24 protein-coding genes are annotated in these 16,147 nt (G+C 61.9%); 16 read left to right on the top strand and 8 right to left on the bottom strand.

Features of this window, described 5'->3' with window-relative positions; all coding sequences use genetic code 11:
* Position 1: 1 nt before the first annotated feature.
* Positions 2–616: a relaxase domain-containing protein gene (locus tag ACX9OT_RS08730; protein WP_080356557.1), complete on the top strand. Its 615-nt coding sequence runs from the start codon at positions 2–4 to the stop codon at positions 614–616.
* A 276-nt stretch (positions 617–892) separates the two neighbouring features.
* Here ACX9OT_RS08730 and ACX9OT_RS08725 read toward each other — a convergent pair whose 3' ends face one another.
* Positions 893–1,267 (bottom strand): HNH endonuclease, encoded by a 375-nt coding sequence (locus tag ACX9OT_RS08725; RefSeq protein ID WP_149908581.1) that lies wholly within the window; start codon positions 1,265–1,267, stop codon positions 893–895.
* A gap of 282 nt (positions 1,268–1,549) precedes the next feature.
* Between ACX9OT_RS08725 and ACX9OT_RS08720 the strand changes: the two genes are divergently transcribed.
* The 7 genes from ACX9OT_RS08720 (at position 1,550) to ACX9OT_RS08690 (ending at position 6,162) form a co-directional block, all read left to right on the top strand.
* Positions 1,550–2,266 (top strand): DUF6988 family protein, encoded by a 717-nt coding sequence (locus tag ACX9OT_RS08720; RefSeq protein ID WP_049463714.1) that lies wholly within the window; start codon positions 1,550–1,552, stop codon positions 2,264–2,266.
* A 348-nt stretch (positions 2,267–2,614) separates the two neighbouring features.
* The gene (locus ACX9OT_RS08715) at positions 2,615–2,746 is read left to right on the top strand and encodes a hypothetical protein (RefSeq protein ID WP_258013789.1); all 132 of its coding nucleotides are present in this window, start codon (positions 2,615–2,617) and stop codon (positions 2,744–2,746) included.
* Between the two features lie 970 nt (positions 2,747–3,716).
* Positions 3,717–4,151 carry a BLUF domain-containing protein gene (locus tag ACX9OT_RS08710; protein WP_049462735.1) on the top strand — a complete coding sequence of 145 codons (435 nt, stop codon included), beginning with the start codon at positions 3,717–3,719 and terminating at the stop codon, positions 4,149–4,151.
* A gap of 187 nt (positions 4,152–4,338) precedes the next feature.
* A complete protein-coding gene (locus ACX9OT_RS08705; protein WP_197655287.1) occupies positions 4,339–4,521 on the top strand; it encodes a hypothetical protein in 183 nt (60 codons plus the stop codon).
* 61 nt (positions 4,522–4,582) lie between these two features.
* Positions 4,583–5,056, top strand: a complete 474-nt coding sequence (locus ACX9OT_RS08700; RefSeq protein ID WP_049462737.1) for a BLUF domain-containing protein — start codon at positions 4,583–4,585, stop codon at positions 5,054–5,056.
* Positions 5,057–5,265: 209 nt separating this feature from the next.
* Positions 5,266–5,499 carry a hypothetical protein gene (locus tag ACX9OT_RS08695; RefSeq protein WP_049462738.1) on the top strand — a complete coding sequence of 78 codons (234 nt, stop codon included), beginning with the start codon at positions 5,266–5,268 and terminating at the stop codon, positions 5,497–5,499.
* 48 nt (positions 5,500–5,547) lie between these two features.
* Positions 5,548–6,162 (top strand): hypothetical protein, encoded by a 615-nt coding sequence (locus ACX9OT_RS08690; RefSeq protein WP_049462739.1) that lies wholly within the window; start codon positions 5,548–5,550, stop codon positions 6,160–6,162.
* Positions 6,163–6,165: 3 nt separating this feature from the next.
* On the opposite strand, the gene ACX9OT_RS08685 is transcribed toward ACX9OT_RS08690, so the two are convergent.
* Entirely contained in the window at positions 6,166–6,453 is a 288-nt protein-coding gene (locus ACX9OT_RS08685; protein WP_049462740.1) for a hypothetical protein, read from the bottom strand.
* 273 nt (positions 6,454–6,726) lie between these two features.
* Between ACX9OT_RS08685 and ACX9OT_RS08680 the strand changes: the two genes are divergently transcribed.
* On the top strand, positions 6,727–6,930 hold the full coding sequence (locus tag ACX9OT_RS08680; protein WP_139319691.1) for a hypothetical protein: 204 nt from the start codon (positions 6,727–6,729) through the stop codon (positions 6,928–6,930).
* Positions 6,931–7,408: 478 nt separating this feature from the next.
* Here ACX9OT_RS08680 and ACX9OT_RS08675 read toward each other — a convergent pair whose 3' ends face one another.
* From ACX9OT_RS08675 to ACX9OT_RS08660, 4 genes are all read right to left on the bottom strand, one after another.
* Positions 7,409–8,845 carry an EAL domain-containing protein gene (locus ACX9OT_RS08675; protein WP_459001715.1) on the bottom strand — a complete coding sequence of 479 codons (1,437 nt, stop codon included), beginning with the start codon at positions 8,843–8,845 and terminating at the stop codon, positions 7,409–7,411.
* Positions 8,846–9,139: 294 nt separating this feature from the next.
* The gene (locus ACX9OT_RS08670; protein ID WP_459001713.1) at positions 9,140–10,252 is read right to left on the bottom strand and encodes a UvrD-helicase domain-containing protein; all 1,113 of its coding nucleotides are present in this window, start codon (positions 10,250–10,252) and stop codon (positions 9,140–9,142) included.
* Positions 10,253–10,308: 56 nt separating this feature from the next.
* Positions 10,309–10,674, bottom strand: coding sequence for an HNH endonuclease (locus tag ACX9OT_RS08665; protein WP_075677517.1), 366 nt, complete (start codon positions 10,672–10,674; stop codon positions 10,309–10,311).
* A gap of 154 nt (positions 10,675–10,828) precedes the next feature.
* Positions 10,829–11,950, bottom strand: a complete 1,122-nt coding sequence (locus tag ACX9OT_RS08660) for a COG3904 family protein (RefSeq protein ID WP_139319692.1) — start codon at positions 11,948–11,950, stop codon at positions 10,829–10,831.
* Positions 11,951–12,337: 387 nt separating this feature from the next.
* Here ACX9OT_RS08660 and ACX9OT_RS08655 point away from each other — a divergent pair, with 387 nt between their 5' ends.
* The 3 genes from ACX9OT_RS08655 to ACX9OT_RS08645 all read left to right on the top strand — a co-directional run bounded on the left by ACX9OT_RS08655 (position 12,338) and on the right by ACX9OT_RS08645 (position 13,453).
* The gene (locus tag ACX9OT_RS08655; protein ID WP_459001711.1) at positions 12,338–12,547 is read left to right on the top strand and encodes a hypothetical protein; all 210 of its coding nucleotides are present in this window, start codon (positions 12,338–12,340) and stop codon (positions 12,545–12,547) included.
* A gap of 51 nt (positions 12,548–12,598) precedes the next feature.
* Positions 12,599–12,793 (top strand): hypothetical protein, encoded by a 195-nt coding sequence (locus ACX9OT_RS08650; protein ID WP_075677521.1) that lies wholly within the window; start codon positions 12,599–12,601, stop codon positions 12,791–12,793.
* Positions 12,794–12,919: 126 nt separating this feature from the next.
* Positions 12,920–13,453 carry a hypothetical protein gene (locus ACX9OT_RS08645; RefSeq protein ID WP_054172073.1) on the top strand — a complete coding sequence of 178 codons (534 nt, stop codon included), beginning with the start codon at positions 12,920–12,922 and terminating at the stop codon, positions 13,451–13,453.
* An 88-nt stretch (positions 13,454–13,541) separates the two neighbouring features.
* On the opposite strand, the gene ACX9OT_RS08640 is transcribed toward ACX9OT_RS08645, so the two are convergent.
* Positions 13,542–13,841 (bottom strand): hypothetical protein, encoded by a 300-nt coding sequence (locus ACX9OT_RS08640; RefSeq protein WP_049462987.1) that lies wholly within the window; start codon positions 13,839–13,841, stop codon positions 13,542–13,544.
* A gap of 62 nt (positions 13,842–13,903) precedes the next feature.
* Between ACX9OT_RS08640 and ACX9OT_RS08635 the strand changes: the two genes are divergently transcribed.
* The 4 genes from ACX9OT_RS08635 to ACX9OT_RS08620 all read left to right on the top strand — a co-directional run bounded on the left by ACX9OT_RS08635 (position 13,904) and on the right by ACX9OT_RS08620 (position 15,446).
* Positions 13,904–14,518 (top strand): hypothetical protein, encoded by a 615-nt coding sequence (locus ACX9OT_RS08635; RefSeq protein WP_049463040.1) that lies wholly within the window; start codon positions 13,904–13,906, stop codon positions 14,516–14,518.
* A 223-nt stretch (positions 14,519–14,741) separates the two neighbouring features.
* Positions 14,742–15,110: a hypothetical protein gene (locus ACX9OT_RS08630; RefSeq protein ID WP_049462988.1), complete on the top strand. Its 369-nt coding sequence runs from the start codon at positions 14,742–14,744 to the stop codon at positions 15,108–15,110.
* Entirely contained in the window at positions 15,091–15,279 is a 189-nt protein-coding gene (locus ACX9OT_RS08625) for a hypothetical protein (RefSeq protein ID WP_049462989.1), read from the top strand. Before ACX9OT_RS08630 ends, ACX9OT_RS08625 begins: the two co-directional genes overlap by 20 nt.
* Positions 15,276–15,446, top strand: coding sequence for a hypothetical protein (locus tag ACX9OT_RS08620; RefSeq protein WP_157805905.1), 171 nt, complete (start codon positions 15,276–15,278; stop codon positions 15,444–15,446). The genes ACX9OT_RS08625 and ACX9OT_RS08620 overlap by 4 nt, the downstream gene beginning before the upstream one ends.
* A 194-nt stretch (positions 15,447–15,640) precedes the next feature.
* Here ACX9OT_RS08620 and ACX9OT_RS08615 read toward each other — a convergent pair whose 3' ends face one another.
* Positions 15,641–15,985: a hypothetical protein gene (locus ACX9OT_RS08615; RefSeq protein ID WP_049462990.1), complete on the bottom strand. Its 345-nt coding sequence runs from the start codon at positions 15,983–15,985 to the stop codon at positions 15,641–15,643.
* Positions 15,986–16,147 lie beyond the last annotated feature (162 nt).

Raw genomic sequence — 16,147 nt, 5'->3', positions numbered from 1 at the left:
CATGAACCTGCAACTCACATGCATCTGCCGGGAGGACGTGTTCGCCGATGGGTTTTCCTTCGCAGAACTGCTGGACGCGCCCTTGGCCGCGTTGCGCTGGGGTGGTGCGTGGTTGACCCAGTTGAAGCCCGGTGGGCCGGTGACCGAGGGCGCCATGCGGCGCTTTGCTATGGGCCAGGAGCTCGATGGGCAACAGCGGTTGTGGGAAGGCGAAGACCACCACACCTGTGCGGCGGGCTACCGCGTTTCGTTGCGCCTGCCAAAAGGGTTCGCCGCGCTGCTGGATACCGACGGCGAGGAGAGGGCACGATTACAGGCTGCCCACCGCCATGCGGTTGACCAGGCGCTGTCGTCCCTGCCGTTCCAGCGTGATCACCGGGTGCTCTTCGTTGCATCCGATCGGTTGGAGGATGACTGGACGCACCACTGGTTGTTCGCCATCGCATGCGCACCGAACGGAAAGTGGGAACGGCTTGCGCTGAGCTTGCGGTTGGCGGCCAGCGAGGACGCTTACACCCACGCCATGGGTGCCTTCATGGAAGCGTTGCTGGAGACCAAACGATTGGAGCGCTTCTTCCGCCCAGCCCCCGTGGGCCGACCGAGGCAGAGGCTGTGACGCTGACGTCCAAGCCTCCCTTGACGGCCGTGCTGCCGAAAGTGTCCCTTTCTTCAACCTTGCGCCAGGCATTGGCCGCACGCGCTAGAGCAGCCGGGGTGAGCGAGAGCGAAGCCGTGCGCCAATGGCTCACCGCCTACCTGGCGCGCCCCCAGCTGCTGCGCTCTCCCGTTGCCGGCCCCAGGGACGACCGCCTGCCGCCTATCCGGGCTTCCCGAGACCTGGCCGACCGCGTCCGCCGTGAGGCGCAGCGGCAGCACGTGAGCGTGGCGGAACTCATCCGTCGGGTGGTTGCGTTCCACGCGTTCTGAGGCGCAACTTGGCCACGCTCGGCGGGTGCCACTTGCCCTTCGCCAAGCGTTTCTGCACGAACGCGCGGTAAGCCTCGGGGGAGGGCGGCGATTTGCGTTTGTGCCGGCGTGTGTTGCAGAGCCAGCAGGCGGCAGCGATGTTGCCTACCACGTCCTTGCCGCCTTCTTGTTGGGCGACCAGGTGCTCGGCGGTGCAACGGAGCGGCGCGGCCGTTTTGGCGCGCAGGCCGAACGGCTTTAGTTCGTCGGGTGAGGCATTCCACATCGGCAGGCTGCAATAGCAGCACCGGCCCTTCTGGGCGAGGAAAGCCTCGGTTCTCAACCGTTGGAGTTTGGGCATGCTTAGATCTCAAAAAACAGGAAAAACCATCCCGTCGTCGCTTGTGCGATCGAATCGGGAACCTGTTGCCTTGAGCTAAGCAGGCAATACGCCGGGGGCATTTCCCCTCGCGGCAAGGGAGTTATCGCGCCCAGGGGCGGTGGGTGTCAAGATGGGCCATGACAACCTTTGACCAAACCAATGATCTGCTCGACGCCCCGGTAGCGTTGTGTCCGGTTCCGGCCAGCGGAGAGGAGACCGATGCCTGAGGGCGGAGCAGCACCGGACGCATGGCCCGTTTGGTTGAAAGAGCTGCGCGTGCAGCGGGCACTGGAGTGGGCCGACCACGTGCGGCGTTGGAACGAGGAGCAACTCTATGGATTGGTCCTGCATGGGCCGGAGCCAGACCACATGGCGGTCGTCGCTTTCGCGGTGGTGCACGAGCACCAATCGTCAGCCATGCTCCTGGTCAAACATGGGTTGTTGGGCTCTGCGACAGCATTGATGCGGCCTGCCTTTGAGGCGTTCGTGCGCGGGCTGTGGCTGCAATGGGCCGATGACCAAGAGCTGGCGCGGTTCCAGAAGGGCCATGACACTGCAGCCCCAGAGAAGATGATCCGCAGGGTGGTTCAGCGTTCCGGTGAAAAGCGTTACGCGGATTTGTTGGATACCTGGGAGCAGTCTCAAAAGACGATGCACGGCTACGTCCACCATGGCTACCAGTCCCTGATCCGTCGTTCCGGCGTCATCGACACGTCCCCTGACGAGGTGGTGGACCTGCTGGGATTCAGTGCGTCCATGGCGCTCCATGCTTCTCTCGAAACCGTGGAACTCGCCGGAAAGCGGGTGCCAGAGGAAGAAGTGGCTACCCGGCCGCAGTGGGTTGCGGAGAAGCAACTTGAGATCGTCACCATGCTGCGCGACATGGGCCTGGTTCAGGTGTTGGGTGACGCGGCGCCTGCCCCACCGACCTTTGACGGGGGAAGGCGTAGGGTAGGGTGTTTCAGCGCGCAAAATTAGTCGGATCCTTTTCTTAATCCAAGAGCATCCTTGCTGCGAGAGCCGCCGCTCTTGCAGCAGCCAATGGAACGAACAGTGTCAGATGTTTCTGAACAAAGATAAACAGCCTTGCCGGTCAAAACGGGGAGAAAGCCTGAAGTGTTCAATTAAATCAACTTGTTTGGCGTATGAGCGCTTATGAGTGGTCAGCTTTAGTTGGTTTCAGAGGCAACCGGTTAGGCAGGGCCTTTCACGCCGATATCACGCGCTTGTAGCGATCTTCACCTCCAGCGGACAGGGGACTGCTGAGCGCCAATGGCCCGGGTGCTCAGACGTGCTGCCACCTCACGGGCCCGCAGGACCCCCGCCATGGACCTTCTTTTGTCTCTTGCCCTAGTGATCCTCGCCGCTGCTGCTGCGCTGGGGTTGCTGCAACTTGCAATCGCGCTTTTCAAAGCGCCGTCCGGTCGGCAATGGTGGCGTCGCGGAGGAGCGAAATGATGCGTTCGTTTCGCTACGCCTATCAGAAGGCTCGCACGTGGCACAGTTCCGTGCCCACATCGATTTGGGCCGGATTCCGCTATTCGTTGACGGGGGACACCGGCTACTTCAAGTCGCACGGCGGATGGCGTCTGTCTCGCGTGCACCGAGGATCTGAATCGGCGGAGCAATGAGTGCCTGGGTGCTCAGCTGAGCCTGGCGGGTCGCCAAAGGATCAAGCCCCACTCGGTTCGGTTGGCTTGATTTGCTCGGAGAGCGTCCGTTCGTGGTGCGGTGAGACCATCTACCCGCCCGGCCGAAATGGCCGGAATGGCCGATTGCGCGTAGGCGTTGCTCTCACCGCTGCCGCTGTCTGATACTGACCCTGTCCACCGTTGGGGGCTCCCAAGGCGGTCGTCCACGGGCGACCAGCGGAACGAATCGATCAACCCGGTCAACAGCGAGCAGCCCGATGATACGTAGCAAGCTTGCTCACAAACGCGTTCTTGCCGAGGGTCGACTCGTTCTGGTCTGGCTGACCTCGTTTAGATAGAAATACGTCTTCACTGCCAGTGGCATCGGGACGCTTGGGCAGTACGGTGTGGAGCTACGGCAGGACACGAAAGCAAGTCGGAGAGCCCTCCAGGTTCGCTTTTCGGGTCGAAGTTCCACGAGGTGTCCGTGGGCGATGAATCAGCGTCGGTGATCACCCTCCATCGGTCTTTGACGTCGGCTGGACCGCGAGATGGAATCTTTTTTCTCTGCAGCACTTCGGTCGTTGAGGCCGCAGCCCTCGCGCACCTCGGGGCGACGCTGCCAACTAGGTCAACTCTCTTGCAGTCAGCTTGATTTAGAATGGTCCCAACCATGGCGCATCCTTAACGGTTCAGAAGGGCCGCACCTTCGGTCCGAGCCCGACTGCGTTTTTTACACAGCTGATCTACTCTTGGCCTGTTTAGACTCACTGGTGCGGAGTTGGAGGTGGCCCTCAATGCCCAAGTGTGCGGTGGTGTTCGTGAGCGCGGCGGTGGATGGCATCGCTGATGAGCGCTTGCCCGAAGTCATGCGTGCAGGCCGAGAGTTCAATGCCAAGTGCGGCTCGCGTGCAGTTGTATGCTTCGACGGCAGCAGGTTTTTAACGTATATGGAAGGCACAGCGAGTGCGGTGGCTGCGAGCTCCGTTTACACCGAGTCCGTCACCCTGCATACCGAAATCGTTGAGCTGGCGCGGGGATCCATCCAGCAGTTGCGGTTCCCTGCGCATGCATTGCTCTTCCTGCGGATTTCAGAAGCCGAGCTCAAAGCACTGATGAGGTCGAACTGGGTGAATTTCTCCCAACGCTTCGGAGGGAAATTCATCCCAGAAACGGGGATGGAGCGGCTTGCCGCATTGGTCGGCAATCGTCTCGATGACGTTCCGCAGTGATGGAGTGACGGATTTCCTCTGTAGGCCGCCCGATTCACGTTGCACAGTGGAAGCACGGGCGTTGGCAATTTGGCACAGTCGATAGGGGCCTGCCATGCGGTTGGAATTCACTCACAGCCACATCTACCCTGGGGCCGCAGCGACCCTGAAAGGAGAGCAGGCCGAATCGGGCGAGGGAACCACGTGCTTGGTCGAGCTCAGCGATGGCGTGGTCCTTTCGACCAATTGTCTGGTTCAAGACGGTGAGATCATTCTTTCCATGCCGAGCTACCTGACCGCCCGTGGTGCAAAGATTCCCGCTAAGGATTGGATGCTGCGGAAGGACGTGGAAACCGGCGCTTGGAAGGCAAAATCAAAGGGTGCCGAGTAGCGCGTGTTGCTCTCCACGACCCGGCAGTTTTTTTGGTCTGAAGCAGTCATTGGAGCATGTCATGCCAAATCGTGCGGTGGTTTTTGTGAGCGAGGCCAGCCCCTACCTCTCCGCTGGCCGACTGGTTAAGTTGATGGGCGATGCTGAGCGGTTCAACAGGCAAGCCGGGGTGACTGGTGTGACTCTCTACGACGGGGCCCGCTTCTTGTCCTACATGGAAGGCGCACCGGACGGCCTTCGCGTTGCATACGCCAGGGCATCCGAAGCGCGCAGCCATCTGAACTTGATTGAGTTGGCACGCGGACGTGTATCGCAACGCCGGCTGCCGCGGTGGCCAATGCGATTGTTTGAGGCCAATGAGGGCCAGCTGCAGAGCATCGCGATGGCGGGCTGGGCCGGCTTCGCGCAGCGGGGCGATGCGGAAGCAATGAATGCTACGGCGATGGATCTCCTTGTGCGATTCACAGGTGGGCCGGCTGCCTCGGTCTACGTTGGGCCCCTGTCTAGGCCACTTAGCAAAGGAGGGGCGAACTGAGCATTTAGGCAAGCGGTCTGCTACACAGGAACGAAGCGACGCTCGGAGTCACATTGCCGGCCGCCAGTGAGGGATGAATTGCTAGGTTGCAGTCGTCTGAGCCTGACTTTCCGCGTCGCAGGAAGGGCAAGCGTGGAACATACGGGATTGGTTGAGGCCAGCGGCGTTCGCGTTCAAACTGCTTCTGGAGCAGTCAGGGTTCGAGGATCATGGGGACTTCCAAGCCAGATAACGATTTGAAACGGGTCACCTTGTCAGTGGGAGAGCACGTTTACACCTGCGAGATCTGGCGGCTCAGCGAAAGCCGCTGGGTCCTCCTCGGTGTCGAGGTGCACGGCGTGGGTGAGCGCTCGGATTTGGGCATCAAAGCGCCGTCGTGCCTCAAAGTGTTGGAGGCGGGGGAGCAGATCGCCTCTGAAATCCTCACCAATCCCTGTGGCTGACTTGGTGCTGGAAGGTTCAATGGGCTGTATGGATCCCAAGGACGGCAGATGAGCATTTTGAACGTGTTGCTGAGTGCCGATCACTTGGCTGTGACCGTCGATACCCTGGCGCAAGACGCTCAAACCGGGGCGCACTCAGAGGGCGCCAAGTTGCTCCTGATCCCTCAGCACAACGCCGTCTTGGCCACGCGTGGGTCGGCCCAGTTCTTCCTAAGAATCTACGAGCTCTGTCTCCAAGCCAGTTTTCGAGCGGACTTCACGATAGAGCGGCTGTCCGGCGAGCTCGGCGGCGTGATTGATCGCCTCTGGCCAAACTACGTGAGGGCGGCTGCAGCCGCTGGCATACCCGTCAGCGCTATGCACACCGAGTTGGTTTTGGGTGGCTGGTCGGCGCACGCCCAGCGCATGGTCGCCACCGCTTATGCCAAGTCCGAAGACGGCCACCCCGCCGTGGTGCAACCGCTCGTCGGAGGCTTGGCGTCGCCCGGCGAGCCCTTGCGGAATCAGCCGGCGGGCATGGGACGGGCGGAGTTGATGGCAGCAGGACGTTTGCAAGCCGCTTACCTCAACGGCGACAGTGAGCGGCCATTGGCGGGCGGCCGTCTGCTGGCGGCAATTCTCTCAAAGGGCCAAGCAACCGTTCTGGACCTGGGAAGTCTCTAGGGATCAGGGCAAAGCGTCGATTTGCTCGGCCACAAACCTCAGGCCATGACGCAAACCAAGCAGAAAGTCTGCATTGGAGCCTGGCTGCGGAGGCACATGGTTGTCGACGATCATGGGCATCAGGTGGGCCCACGCCACGCGCACCGCGGTGGGATTTGCAGAACTGGCGACCAACGCCCTGACCGCGTACTCCAGGGCATTGGTTTTGCCCTCAGCGTTGGACAGGCGCCTCTCGCACTCGCACAGGCGGAGCTCCAACTTGACCAACGCCTCCGTCTCAGCCTCGTGCATACCCCTCCTCCGTTGGCTGGCCACCGAGTCTCGGCCTGGCAGCAGTGTGGCCCCAAGCTCAAGCGTAGGAAACCGGTGAGCGTTCAGCTTGGCTGCACCGTCAATTGGTCCCTTCAGGCCAGCGCATAGACGTCCGCTATTGGATCAGGGCTCGCCTGGCGCGGGTGGTGAAGTCGGGGGGCAGAGCTCTTCCAGCCTTGCTCGTGCCACTGCCTGGCGGTTGTCGCAGAGCGGGCAAGTGAGCACGGCGGCGCCGTCCAAGTCCAGCAGGCCATGCCCTGGAACCAATCGCAGTTGGCGGCCGCATTCCAGACAAGCGCAACTGATCCGCGTGACCTGCAAGAGCGAGCCGTCGGCCCGCCGCACACCCTCAACCTGATCGATGAAGGAACGTCCAATGTTGGGCATGAAGATGAACAAAAAGCTGAACAGAGCGGAATGCATATGATGCACCGTGACAACCCCACCGGAACCTGATGAGAAAATTGAATTCTGAAGAATTCATCTACGGGGTCGTCCGCGCAGTCCGCACGCCAGATGCCGCTGCCCGATCCCTCTATTGCCGTAGCAGGAGCATGATCAAGAGGCGCGCTGCACGGTGACAGCCTAGGCACAGGGAAGTGACCGAGCGGCGCTGTTGGAAAGCGCTGAGCCAGTGCGTTCACCAGCAAAAGGCCAGACCGGCGGCCAGTCGGTTGCGACCACTGCCGAGGGTGTGTGTCGCACGTTGCCCTAAAGAGGCCACTTGCTAGGGGTGCCGATCACGACGATGCCCTGAACTGCCGGGGCGTCACCTGGGGCGAGGGGAGTCACCCCGTTGGTTCGGCGGCGCCAACTGGGGTCAGCGCCATGGCGGAGAGTTTCACGATTGTCGCGCCCATCGGACGCACGGAGATCTTGCTAGGACGGAGGTCAAGCGCCAGTGAACGCGCTTGGGTTAAACCGCGCTAGAGGCCTACCCAACCTGGATGGCGGCCAGAGCGTCTTTGGTTGAGAGAGGGCGGCCGTAATGCCATCCCTGGCCGATGGCCTCTGGCGCGATCCGGTAGAGAAGTAGCTCTTGCTCTTCTGTTTCGACGCCTTCTGCGATGACATCCAGCCCAAGCTCACGCGCGATGCGATACATCCCTGGCAACACGGGCCGCAAGGGTGAGTCCTCGTTGATAGCGGCCACGAACATGCGATCGATCTTGATTCCTCGAAACGGTGACTGGGCGAGGTGAGAGAAGTTCGCGCTGCCCGTCCCGAAGTCGTCGATCAAGAACCGGTATCCCAGAACCGAGAGGGCCTGCATGTTGCTCTTGGCGGCGGCAGACACGAGTTCTTCCCGCTCGGTGATCTCGATGCGAATCTGTTCGGGGGACACGCCAGAATCGGTGGAAACGCTGCTGATGTAGCGAACGATGCACTCTTGGGCCATGTCCACGGGCTCGGCATTGATGCTCACGTAGAGGTTTCTGTGCTCCCGCAGAGCGGGGGCGAGGTCAGTCATGGCACGGGCCAGCACGTATCGAAAAAGATCAGGACTCAGGCCGAGGCGGTGGGCGATGGGCACGAAGACGGCCGGCGGGATTTCATCGTCTCCCGGCGGGCGCCAGCGGCTGAGCGCTTCAAATCCCACGAGCTCCCGCGTGCCAATTCGACGCAGTGGCTGGTAGGCCAGTTCGATCTCGCTGCGCTTCAGTGCAAGCACCAACCGTTGCTGGATGGTTTGCCGAGCCGTGATTTGGTGTTTGATCAGCAAGAACGCGAGCAACAGCCCTACCGAGGCACCCGCTGCCAGGATGGTGGTGAGCAACGCCGAGGGCAGTTCGGACACCACGTGCCTAGGGCTGGTAACGAACGCGCAAACGTCGGCCACCCGGCTGCAATGTTGAGCTTGGACGAGAGACGGGGTGCCGACGCGGCTGGTCGGGGACAAGGTGCGGAATGTAAACGATCGGTCCTTCGTTTCGATGCTGATGGAGCTGCTGCGCGCAGGGTCCAAGCTCTCGAAGGCAGACGGGGAGGACACGGTGAATGTGTCGCCTTGGGCGATCAGATTGGACCCGGTGTAGGGGGAGCCAACGAGATCCGATGCGTGCCAAAGCCGGACAGCGCCGCTGGAGAAGCGTGGGGCGGGGAGGGTGTAGGGGCGCGAGCGCCCCCAGAGAGCGCTGCAGACAAGGCGTCCGTCTCGGATGCGACCGATGTCGCTCATGTAGCTGGAGCGGAACGCGATCTCTTTCAGTGAGTCAATGTCGGTAGCCGAGCAAGGCGGCTGTCCAATGCGAGAGGCTTGTTCGGCCGCGACGCGCCTTGCAAGGGATATAGCCTCCGAGCGCGCCACCGCGGCTTCCGCCACGGCCTCCGCCCCTGCCTTGTCACGCACGTAGAGGATGGCTTGGGCCACGGCGAGCATCGCCAGAAGGCACACCGCCGTGGCTCCTACGATGGTCAGGACGTAGCGAAGCCGATTTTTTCGAACTCTCAAAGCAACCCCCGATCTGACACGCTCCATCGCTGCGCTGGGCTTTGCGCCTCATTTACCTAGTAAGAGGCATATCGGCAAGCTGCCCATGAGCTTCAGCCCTAACCCCACCGGCATGCAAGCCCTGATCGAACAACCATACACCCGCGCCTGAGCTGTACAGCTGACGGACGCGAGCCAAGGGTCCGTCAGCGGTGACATTTGCGTCGCTTTTAATCACAGATGATCACTGTCACATGCCCCATCTGGTGCGGACGCTTGCCTTGCCCTGGGCGTCCCACACCTCCGCTGGCTCCCGCTCACCAAAGGCCGGGAGGTCTTTGCCAAAGACGAAGCGGAACAGGTCCCACTGGCGGCGGAACGCGGGCGACCGTCGGTGGCCCAATCGGGAATGTCGGGCTTTTCTCCGGTGGCCTTGCCGATGAGGCGCAGGTCCAGCGCGTGGAAGGTGGACGCCTCCACGGTCAACTCCGCTAGGCCCAAGCGCTCAAATGCCAAGGTCGCGCGCTCCTTGAGCTCTTCGGCGGCCTGCTTGTTGAACGCCAGCAGGACGATCCGTTTGGGATCCACGAACCCGCGTTGGATGGCGTAGGCCGCCTTGGCCACCATCGTGGAAGTCTTGCCCGAGCCAGCGGAGGCCACCACCTGCACGCGGTTGTCGAAGCACACCACGGCCCTGGCTTGTTCCGGGGTGAGCGGCTTGCTCTCCACCCGGTCCAGCAAGTCTTTGCTGGCCACCAGCTCGCGTTCCACGTGGGCCGCGTTGAGCGCGGCCCAAGCAGGGCGGTGGTCGGCTTCCCACGCGGCCAGCGAGCGCTCGATCGCCTGGGCAGCCGGTCCCAGCCGGATCGCCACGCCGGGCTTCTTCAGGCGAGATCGGAGGACGGCCGGGTCAACCGTGGGGCGGGCCGCCAGGACATCTTCCTGCTGCTCGTGGGTGAACCAGCGGCGCTGTGCGAAGCAGGTCCGCTCTTGTTCTGCCTTGTGGTCCAGCCATGAGTCGATCGTGCCCTGCTGGTCCTTGAGGAATGCCACCTCCTCGCGCAGGCGCTTCTCCGTCAGCGCCACGTTCAGCGCTTGAACCAAGGCGGCGCCCTGGGCATTGGGCAACCCATCGGCCTTCACTTCCCGATGCTGGCCCGGGTGGAGCGTGATGTCGGTCCAGAAGGTGCCGGCGTTGACGCGGTAAGCCGCCTCGTCTTCGACGTTGACCCGGTGGGTGCGCCCGTCCAGCGCCAAGGCGAGCTCCAGGCCGTCCAAGCGCAAGCGCCACTCCGATGATCCCGTGAGGCGCTGGCCCACCCACGACGGGGTCCATTCCTTCGCCATCCTTTTGCTGTCCATGCCCCGCGATCATCCAACGCTAAAGTGAGAAGCCGATCACGTCATGATAAAGCGTGAATGCCTGTGTGGGCGGCCACCTTGGCCAACCCCGGGTGCCAAGTCCCCTTGGCCATGCGCTGCTGGACGCGGGCGCGATATGCATCGGGTGAGGGGGCCGGGGTGGGGCGTTTGTGGCGGCGCAGGTTGCAAAGGTGGCACGCGGCCACGACGTTGTCCGCCACGTCCTTCCCGCCGTCCTGACGGGCAAGCAGGTGTTCTGCCGTGCATTGGAAGGGTCCTGCCGAACGGGGGCGCAGCCCCAACTCGTCGGGCGAGCACAGCCACATCGGACCGCTGCAGTAGTAGCAGCGGCCTTGCTGGGCGTGGAAAGAACGGGTGCGCAGGATTTTGAGGGTCTTCGTGCTCAACGGTGGGCTCCGGAATCGAAAAGGATTCCCGCGCCCCCATTGGGTGGACCTCGGGCACCCGGAGCCTATTGGCTATGCGGGCACAACACCGACGCTTTAGCGACCGGCAGGGGTTTTATACGCCGTGCCACGGGCCTGAGCAAGAGGGCGCCACTCACAAGTGGCCGTAGTCTCGGTTAGAACAACCCCGCTGAATCCAGGTGGTGATGTTGGCCCGGCAGAGATCCTCGTCCTGTCCGTCCACGTTGGTCATGCCCGATGGCGGCGCGGACCACATCTTCTGCAGCACGTAACGAGGCTCAACGCCCATGCTGGTCAGGTAGCCAGCTATTTGCCGGTAGGGCTGGCTGTCAAAGGGGATGGCATGACCATTGGGTGTGTAGATCTGATGGAATCCGAGCTTGGGATAGGGCGACCAGTTCTGCCGTTCAACCCCAGCCATGAAGACCAGAGGGCAGGCGGAGTAGCAGTTGTTGTAGAGGGTGGTGTCCAGCCGCTTGCGTCGAATGTAAGCACCGGCCTTCATAGCTTCATCGACGTAGCCCCCGCCGCTTCCCAGCATCACTACTTCTACCGTGGGGTTGGCCTCGATGGCGTCTTCGATCTTCTGTGCAAACCCGGCCTCAATATCACCCAACACCTTCAGGGCATGGCCCTCGTTCGTCACCACATAGAACGAGGATTGTCCCTCCTGCTTGATGTAGGCCTTGGGCAGGCCAAGCTGGCCGGCACAGTCCAGGTTCCAAGTGATCACACGTTCGTCGTGCGGCATGTCCAGCATGCGCTGAGCAACGCTGGCGAAGTTGCCTAGGGAATTGCCCATGATTCGGAGGTCTGAAGCATTCTCGGTGGTTTGAGTCTCGTAGTCCGGCTCGTATGCGATAGCCAGCGGGGTTACCAAGTCCGCCTTGTCCAGCAGCTGGCCGAGCACAAAGCACGTGTGCTCAGGGATGTGGATTTCGTTGAACGCCGTGCCGGCCGAACTTGCCCCATCGATGGACACGCCAGCCTGGAACACCTTGGTGCCCAATGCGTCCCTTTCTTTAATCAGCTTTCTCAGCCGCGCCACCACCGCCGGATCATCGACGTGCCCCCTCGGTTCATCGGCGGCGGGAGCAGGCTCTTCCACCTGCGCCGGCTTCGTTTCCGCTTCGGGAGTTGGCTCGGGTAAAGCCGGAGCGGGAGTCGGTGCCACCACGGGCGGCGAGGGTGGTGTGGGCGCGTTGCATCCCACGAGCATGGCTACGAGGGCCAGGCCAATGATCCGTTGGCTCATAAAGTGTTCTTCCCCTGATTGGCAAAGAATACCCGAGGCCCCGAGGGATCGCATCTTGGGGCGATGACCCGCGCACCAGCAGCTAAGGCCGCGGATTCCCTTCCCGGTGCGGCCATGCCTATTTCGACCGCCGAGCACCCCGGACCATGCCCGACCAGAGCGAGGCGATGGCGGGAGGGGCGTGGGCCACTGCTCCATTGGGCGCGGTTGCCGGGTGCGAAACCTTGGGTCCACGCGTCTGAGCGCAAGTGCGTTGCACTCCTACACGGTGTTTCGGCCTCTCTGGCCTCCTGCGCTGCCGCTTCGTCGCTGCCGAGGTGCTGCACGGCCTTTCGTCTCCCCGGATCGGTTCGCGAGCAATCCGCTCGAACCCAACGGAGCAACACCATGGTCAAGAAGAATCCCCAGCCCGCCACCGACCGCCTCGACGCCTTTCTGGTAGAGGAATACGAAGTCCAGGGCGAGAAGCGCAGCAACTGGTCGAAGATCGGCGCGGCCTGGCCGCACCAGGATGGCAAAGGTTACCGCCTCGTTCTCAACGCCCTGCCAGTCAACGGGGTGGTCGTGCTCCGCCTCCCGGAGCCCAAAGACGCCTGAACCCCATGGCGCCCTTCGGGGTCCCTTTCGTGTTCCTAAGGGAGAACGCCCGTGACGACCATCAACGCCCAGTGGTGCACCGCCTTCAACGCCGCTCTGCAAGCGCACTTCGCCCTCACCATACAGGACGCCGGGCTCACCGACACCGAGTTGTCCCGCTACAGCGACCTGCAGCCCAAAGAGGCTGCCCTCACCTTTGGCGAAGACCACGATCTGGAGCGCGTGGATCGCGGGTGGTTTGGCTAGCCGCTTTGGCTGCCATGCCATGCCCGACGGACGCCACTGGGACCAACTTGGCTCGGGCAGACTGTGAGGTGTGTCACGCAATCGGTAAACTGTGCCCGCGCCAAGGTAGGCGCTATCAGGGGCACCATGAAAAAGTTCGTTCTTCCTCTCGGCTTCTTGCTGCTGTCAGGCTGCGCCACGTTTGCGCCAGCGCCGCCGCGGCAGGTGGCTTTGACCACCACTTTCGATCCCAGCGAAGTTGCTTGGTTCTCTGAGAAAGGCACTGGCGCCATCAACGGCCAAGCCTTCTTCCAAACCCGGGGTGGTCAGCCCAGAACCTGCGCGGGGTTGGAAGTCTCCTTGCAGCCCAAGTCCGGCTATGGTCGCGAGCGCCTGATCGCGCTTTACGGCAGTGCCGAGAGCGGGTATACCACCGTGGGTTCGGCCAACGTGCAGTTCATCCCTGACAGCGCCGATTACAAGCAGGCGCGCAAGACATCGGTTTGCGACGCCCAAGGCAACTTCAGTTTTACTGGGCTGCCTGCAGGAGAATATTTCCTGACCACCGGCATCATGTGGTCCGTTCCCGGTCAAGAGTTCATGCCTCCGCAGGGTGGACTTCTGATGCAAAGCGTCAAGCTCTCGGATGGGGAATCCACGCGAGTCATCATGACCCGTTGAGGTTGGCCGCCCCAAAAACACCACGCCTTCAGCCGGCGAGTGAGTGAAGCGGACTGAGTTGGGGGGCATTGCGTGCCCCCCAAGTCAGTCAGCCAAGAAAGTTGGATGCTTGGTCGCGCCCTTGCCCAAGGGCATTGAATTGTTGAGTCAACGCCTGCAGCCCCTGCTGCAAGGCCGTGTTGTAGGTGAGCGTCTGGTGGCCGGCATGGGCGTCGGCCACTCCCGCAAGAGCCATGTTCCAAGCGACGGGCAGTAGTTGGGGGCTCGGGTGGCTGGCAATGATCGTTCGCAGCCCATACTCCAACGCCTTGAGGTATCCGCGATGGGCTTCCAGATCGACTTCGCAGGCATCCAATCGCGCTGCCAGCTCTTCTAGGGTTTGGGCCATGATCGGGCTCGACAGGGGGGAGATGAGGCCCGATAGTGGCAGAAAGCCGCCAGACTTTTGCGATGAGCATCCTCAACGTTCTGCTGAGTGCCAACCAGCTGGTTGTGACCGTGGACACATGGGCCGAAGACGCGCACAGCGGACAAGCTTCGGCGGGAGCCAAACTGCTCCTCATTCCCCAGCACCAACTGTTGCTGGCGACCCGAGGGTCAGCCCAGTTCTTCCTTCGCATCTACCAACTGTGCCTGGAGGCAAGTTTTCGGGCCGATTTCACGATGGAGCAACTGAGTGCTGAGCTCGGGCTTGTGATCGATCAGCTTTGGCCCAACTACATGAAGGCCGTTGCCGAGGCTGGGTTGCCGGCGGAACACTGCGCCACGGAGTTGGTCTTGGGTGGTTGGTCGCCCAAGAACGGCCGGATGATGGCCACGGCCTATGCCAAACACGACTTGACCGTTCCAGCGGTTGTCCAGCCCATAGGAGGACAGCTGGCGTCGCCCGGCGATCCGCTCAGGGAGTGGCCGCCCAGCATGGCCACCCAGGACCTGCTGGTGGCAGCGCAGCTCCAGGCTCGATACCTCAACGCCAGCATGGGGCGGACCGTCGCCGGCGGGCGGTTGCTATTGGGCTTTTTGAAGCCTGGCCAGGCGATGGTCAAAGACTTGGGCCCGATTTAGCCCTGCCAATTTGGTCACTCGGACCGTTCAAAGCATTGCCCCAGTCGAGCGTCGGCTGACGGGCAGGTGCAGCCGCGCCTGCAGCGTGATCGGGCTTTTCTCCCAAATTTTAGCTTTAGTCAAAATAACCCTCTTGTGGGTTTCGCGTGTCGGTGTATCCCAAGCGTATGACGTTCGCGATGCGTGCGTCTGACACCGACCAACGAAATGCAAAGGAGGAGAGATGTTCATTGGATTCAGACTGACGAAGCGGCTTGTCGTCAATGCCGTGGTTGCCCTGGTGCTGGCGCGATTGCTTTTCATGGGCATGGACGGCTTGGACCGGTTTTCCGACACGTGGAACCGCAACTTTGGGGCGAACATGCCCAACGCCAGCGGATTGCGCGGCGCCGTCAACGGCGCACGCCAGGTGTTCCCGTCTGGGCTGGACGAGTATGCGCGCCAAGGCGAACTGGACGCGGCCCAAAGCACCTCGTTCATGGACGTGTTTGCCAGCGTGTTCGGGCGCGTGAAAAACGAGGAGGTGATGTTGCCCTCTACCATCAATTCCGCCGGAGGGGAGGGATCGATCTATGACCGCTACGACCAATGATTTTGAATGGCTGTCCATCCTCTCCGGGTGGTCCTTGCTCAACGACAGCGCGGCGCTGCTGTGCACCCCCGGCCAGCGCTGGGCGGGCTTGGAGGGATTGCTCATCGGCTACGTCCTCATCGCTGGACAGTGGTTCGTCCTGGCCACCATGGCAGGGGCGCTGGCATGACCACCGTCGGCGCGGTGCTGGCCACCGTGCTGGGCCTGGCTGGCATCCTATGGGTCAACGGGCGGCATGCCAGCGGGGTGCGTCGTGAGCGTTACCGCTTGCGGGCCCAAATCCTGGCCGGTTTGGCGCTGGCGTGGGTGCTCACGATGGCGAGGCTGTCCACGTGAGCCGCCCACCTTACGTGCAGATGGCCGTTCGCGTGCCACGGCAGCTGAAAGATCGGCTGGAGCAGGCGGCAGCCCGAGAGGGGCTGCATGCCAGTGAGTTGGTGAGGTTGCTCTTGAACGATGGCCTGAAAAGGCGAGAAGCACCCGAATGAAAAGCAATAAAGAGGCCCCTGTAAGAGGGGCCTCTGTGTGGACTACTTGCCGCGCGTGTCGGCATATTGAGCAGCAGTGAAGTATCCGCTCAGGTGGTCCACGAACGTTTGAAGCAGGTGGCCGTGGTAATAGGCGTAGATGATCTGCCGTTCTTCTTGGGTGCCTTTCGCCATAGGGCCCACTGTAAAGGAGAGGTTCGGTTGCGTGGCGTCAGCGTTGATGTTGGCCTTGAACGCCAGCTTGCCTTTCCAGCGCTCGGAAGTGTGCCCAAAGTTCTCCCCCACCTGCTCCCACGTCTGAATGCTGTCCTGGCCTTGTTTGGCCTTGAGCTTCGCCTTGAACTTCTGGAGAAGGCCTGCTGGATCTTGGGTGTAGAACTTCAACATTTGGTTTCCCCTGTTAGACAGGACGCCCCTGCCCTGAAAAGCAGTTGGGGCGAGTTTTGGAAAGAGCAAGGGTCAACCTGGAGGCGGACCGGGTCTCCTTTGCTGAAGAGCCGAGGGAAACATGCGCTCTCACCTCATGAGTAAATCCTGATATAAGTGGCT

The organism is Stenotrophomonas genospecies 3, from assembly GCF_054473855.1.
This window is presented reverse-complemented; position numbering and strand designations above follow the sequence as displayed.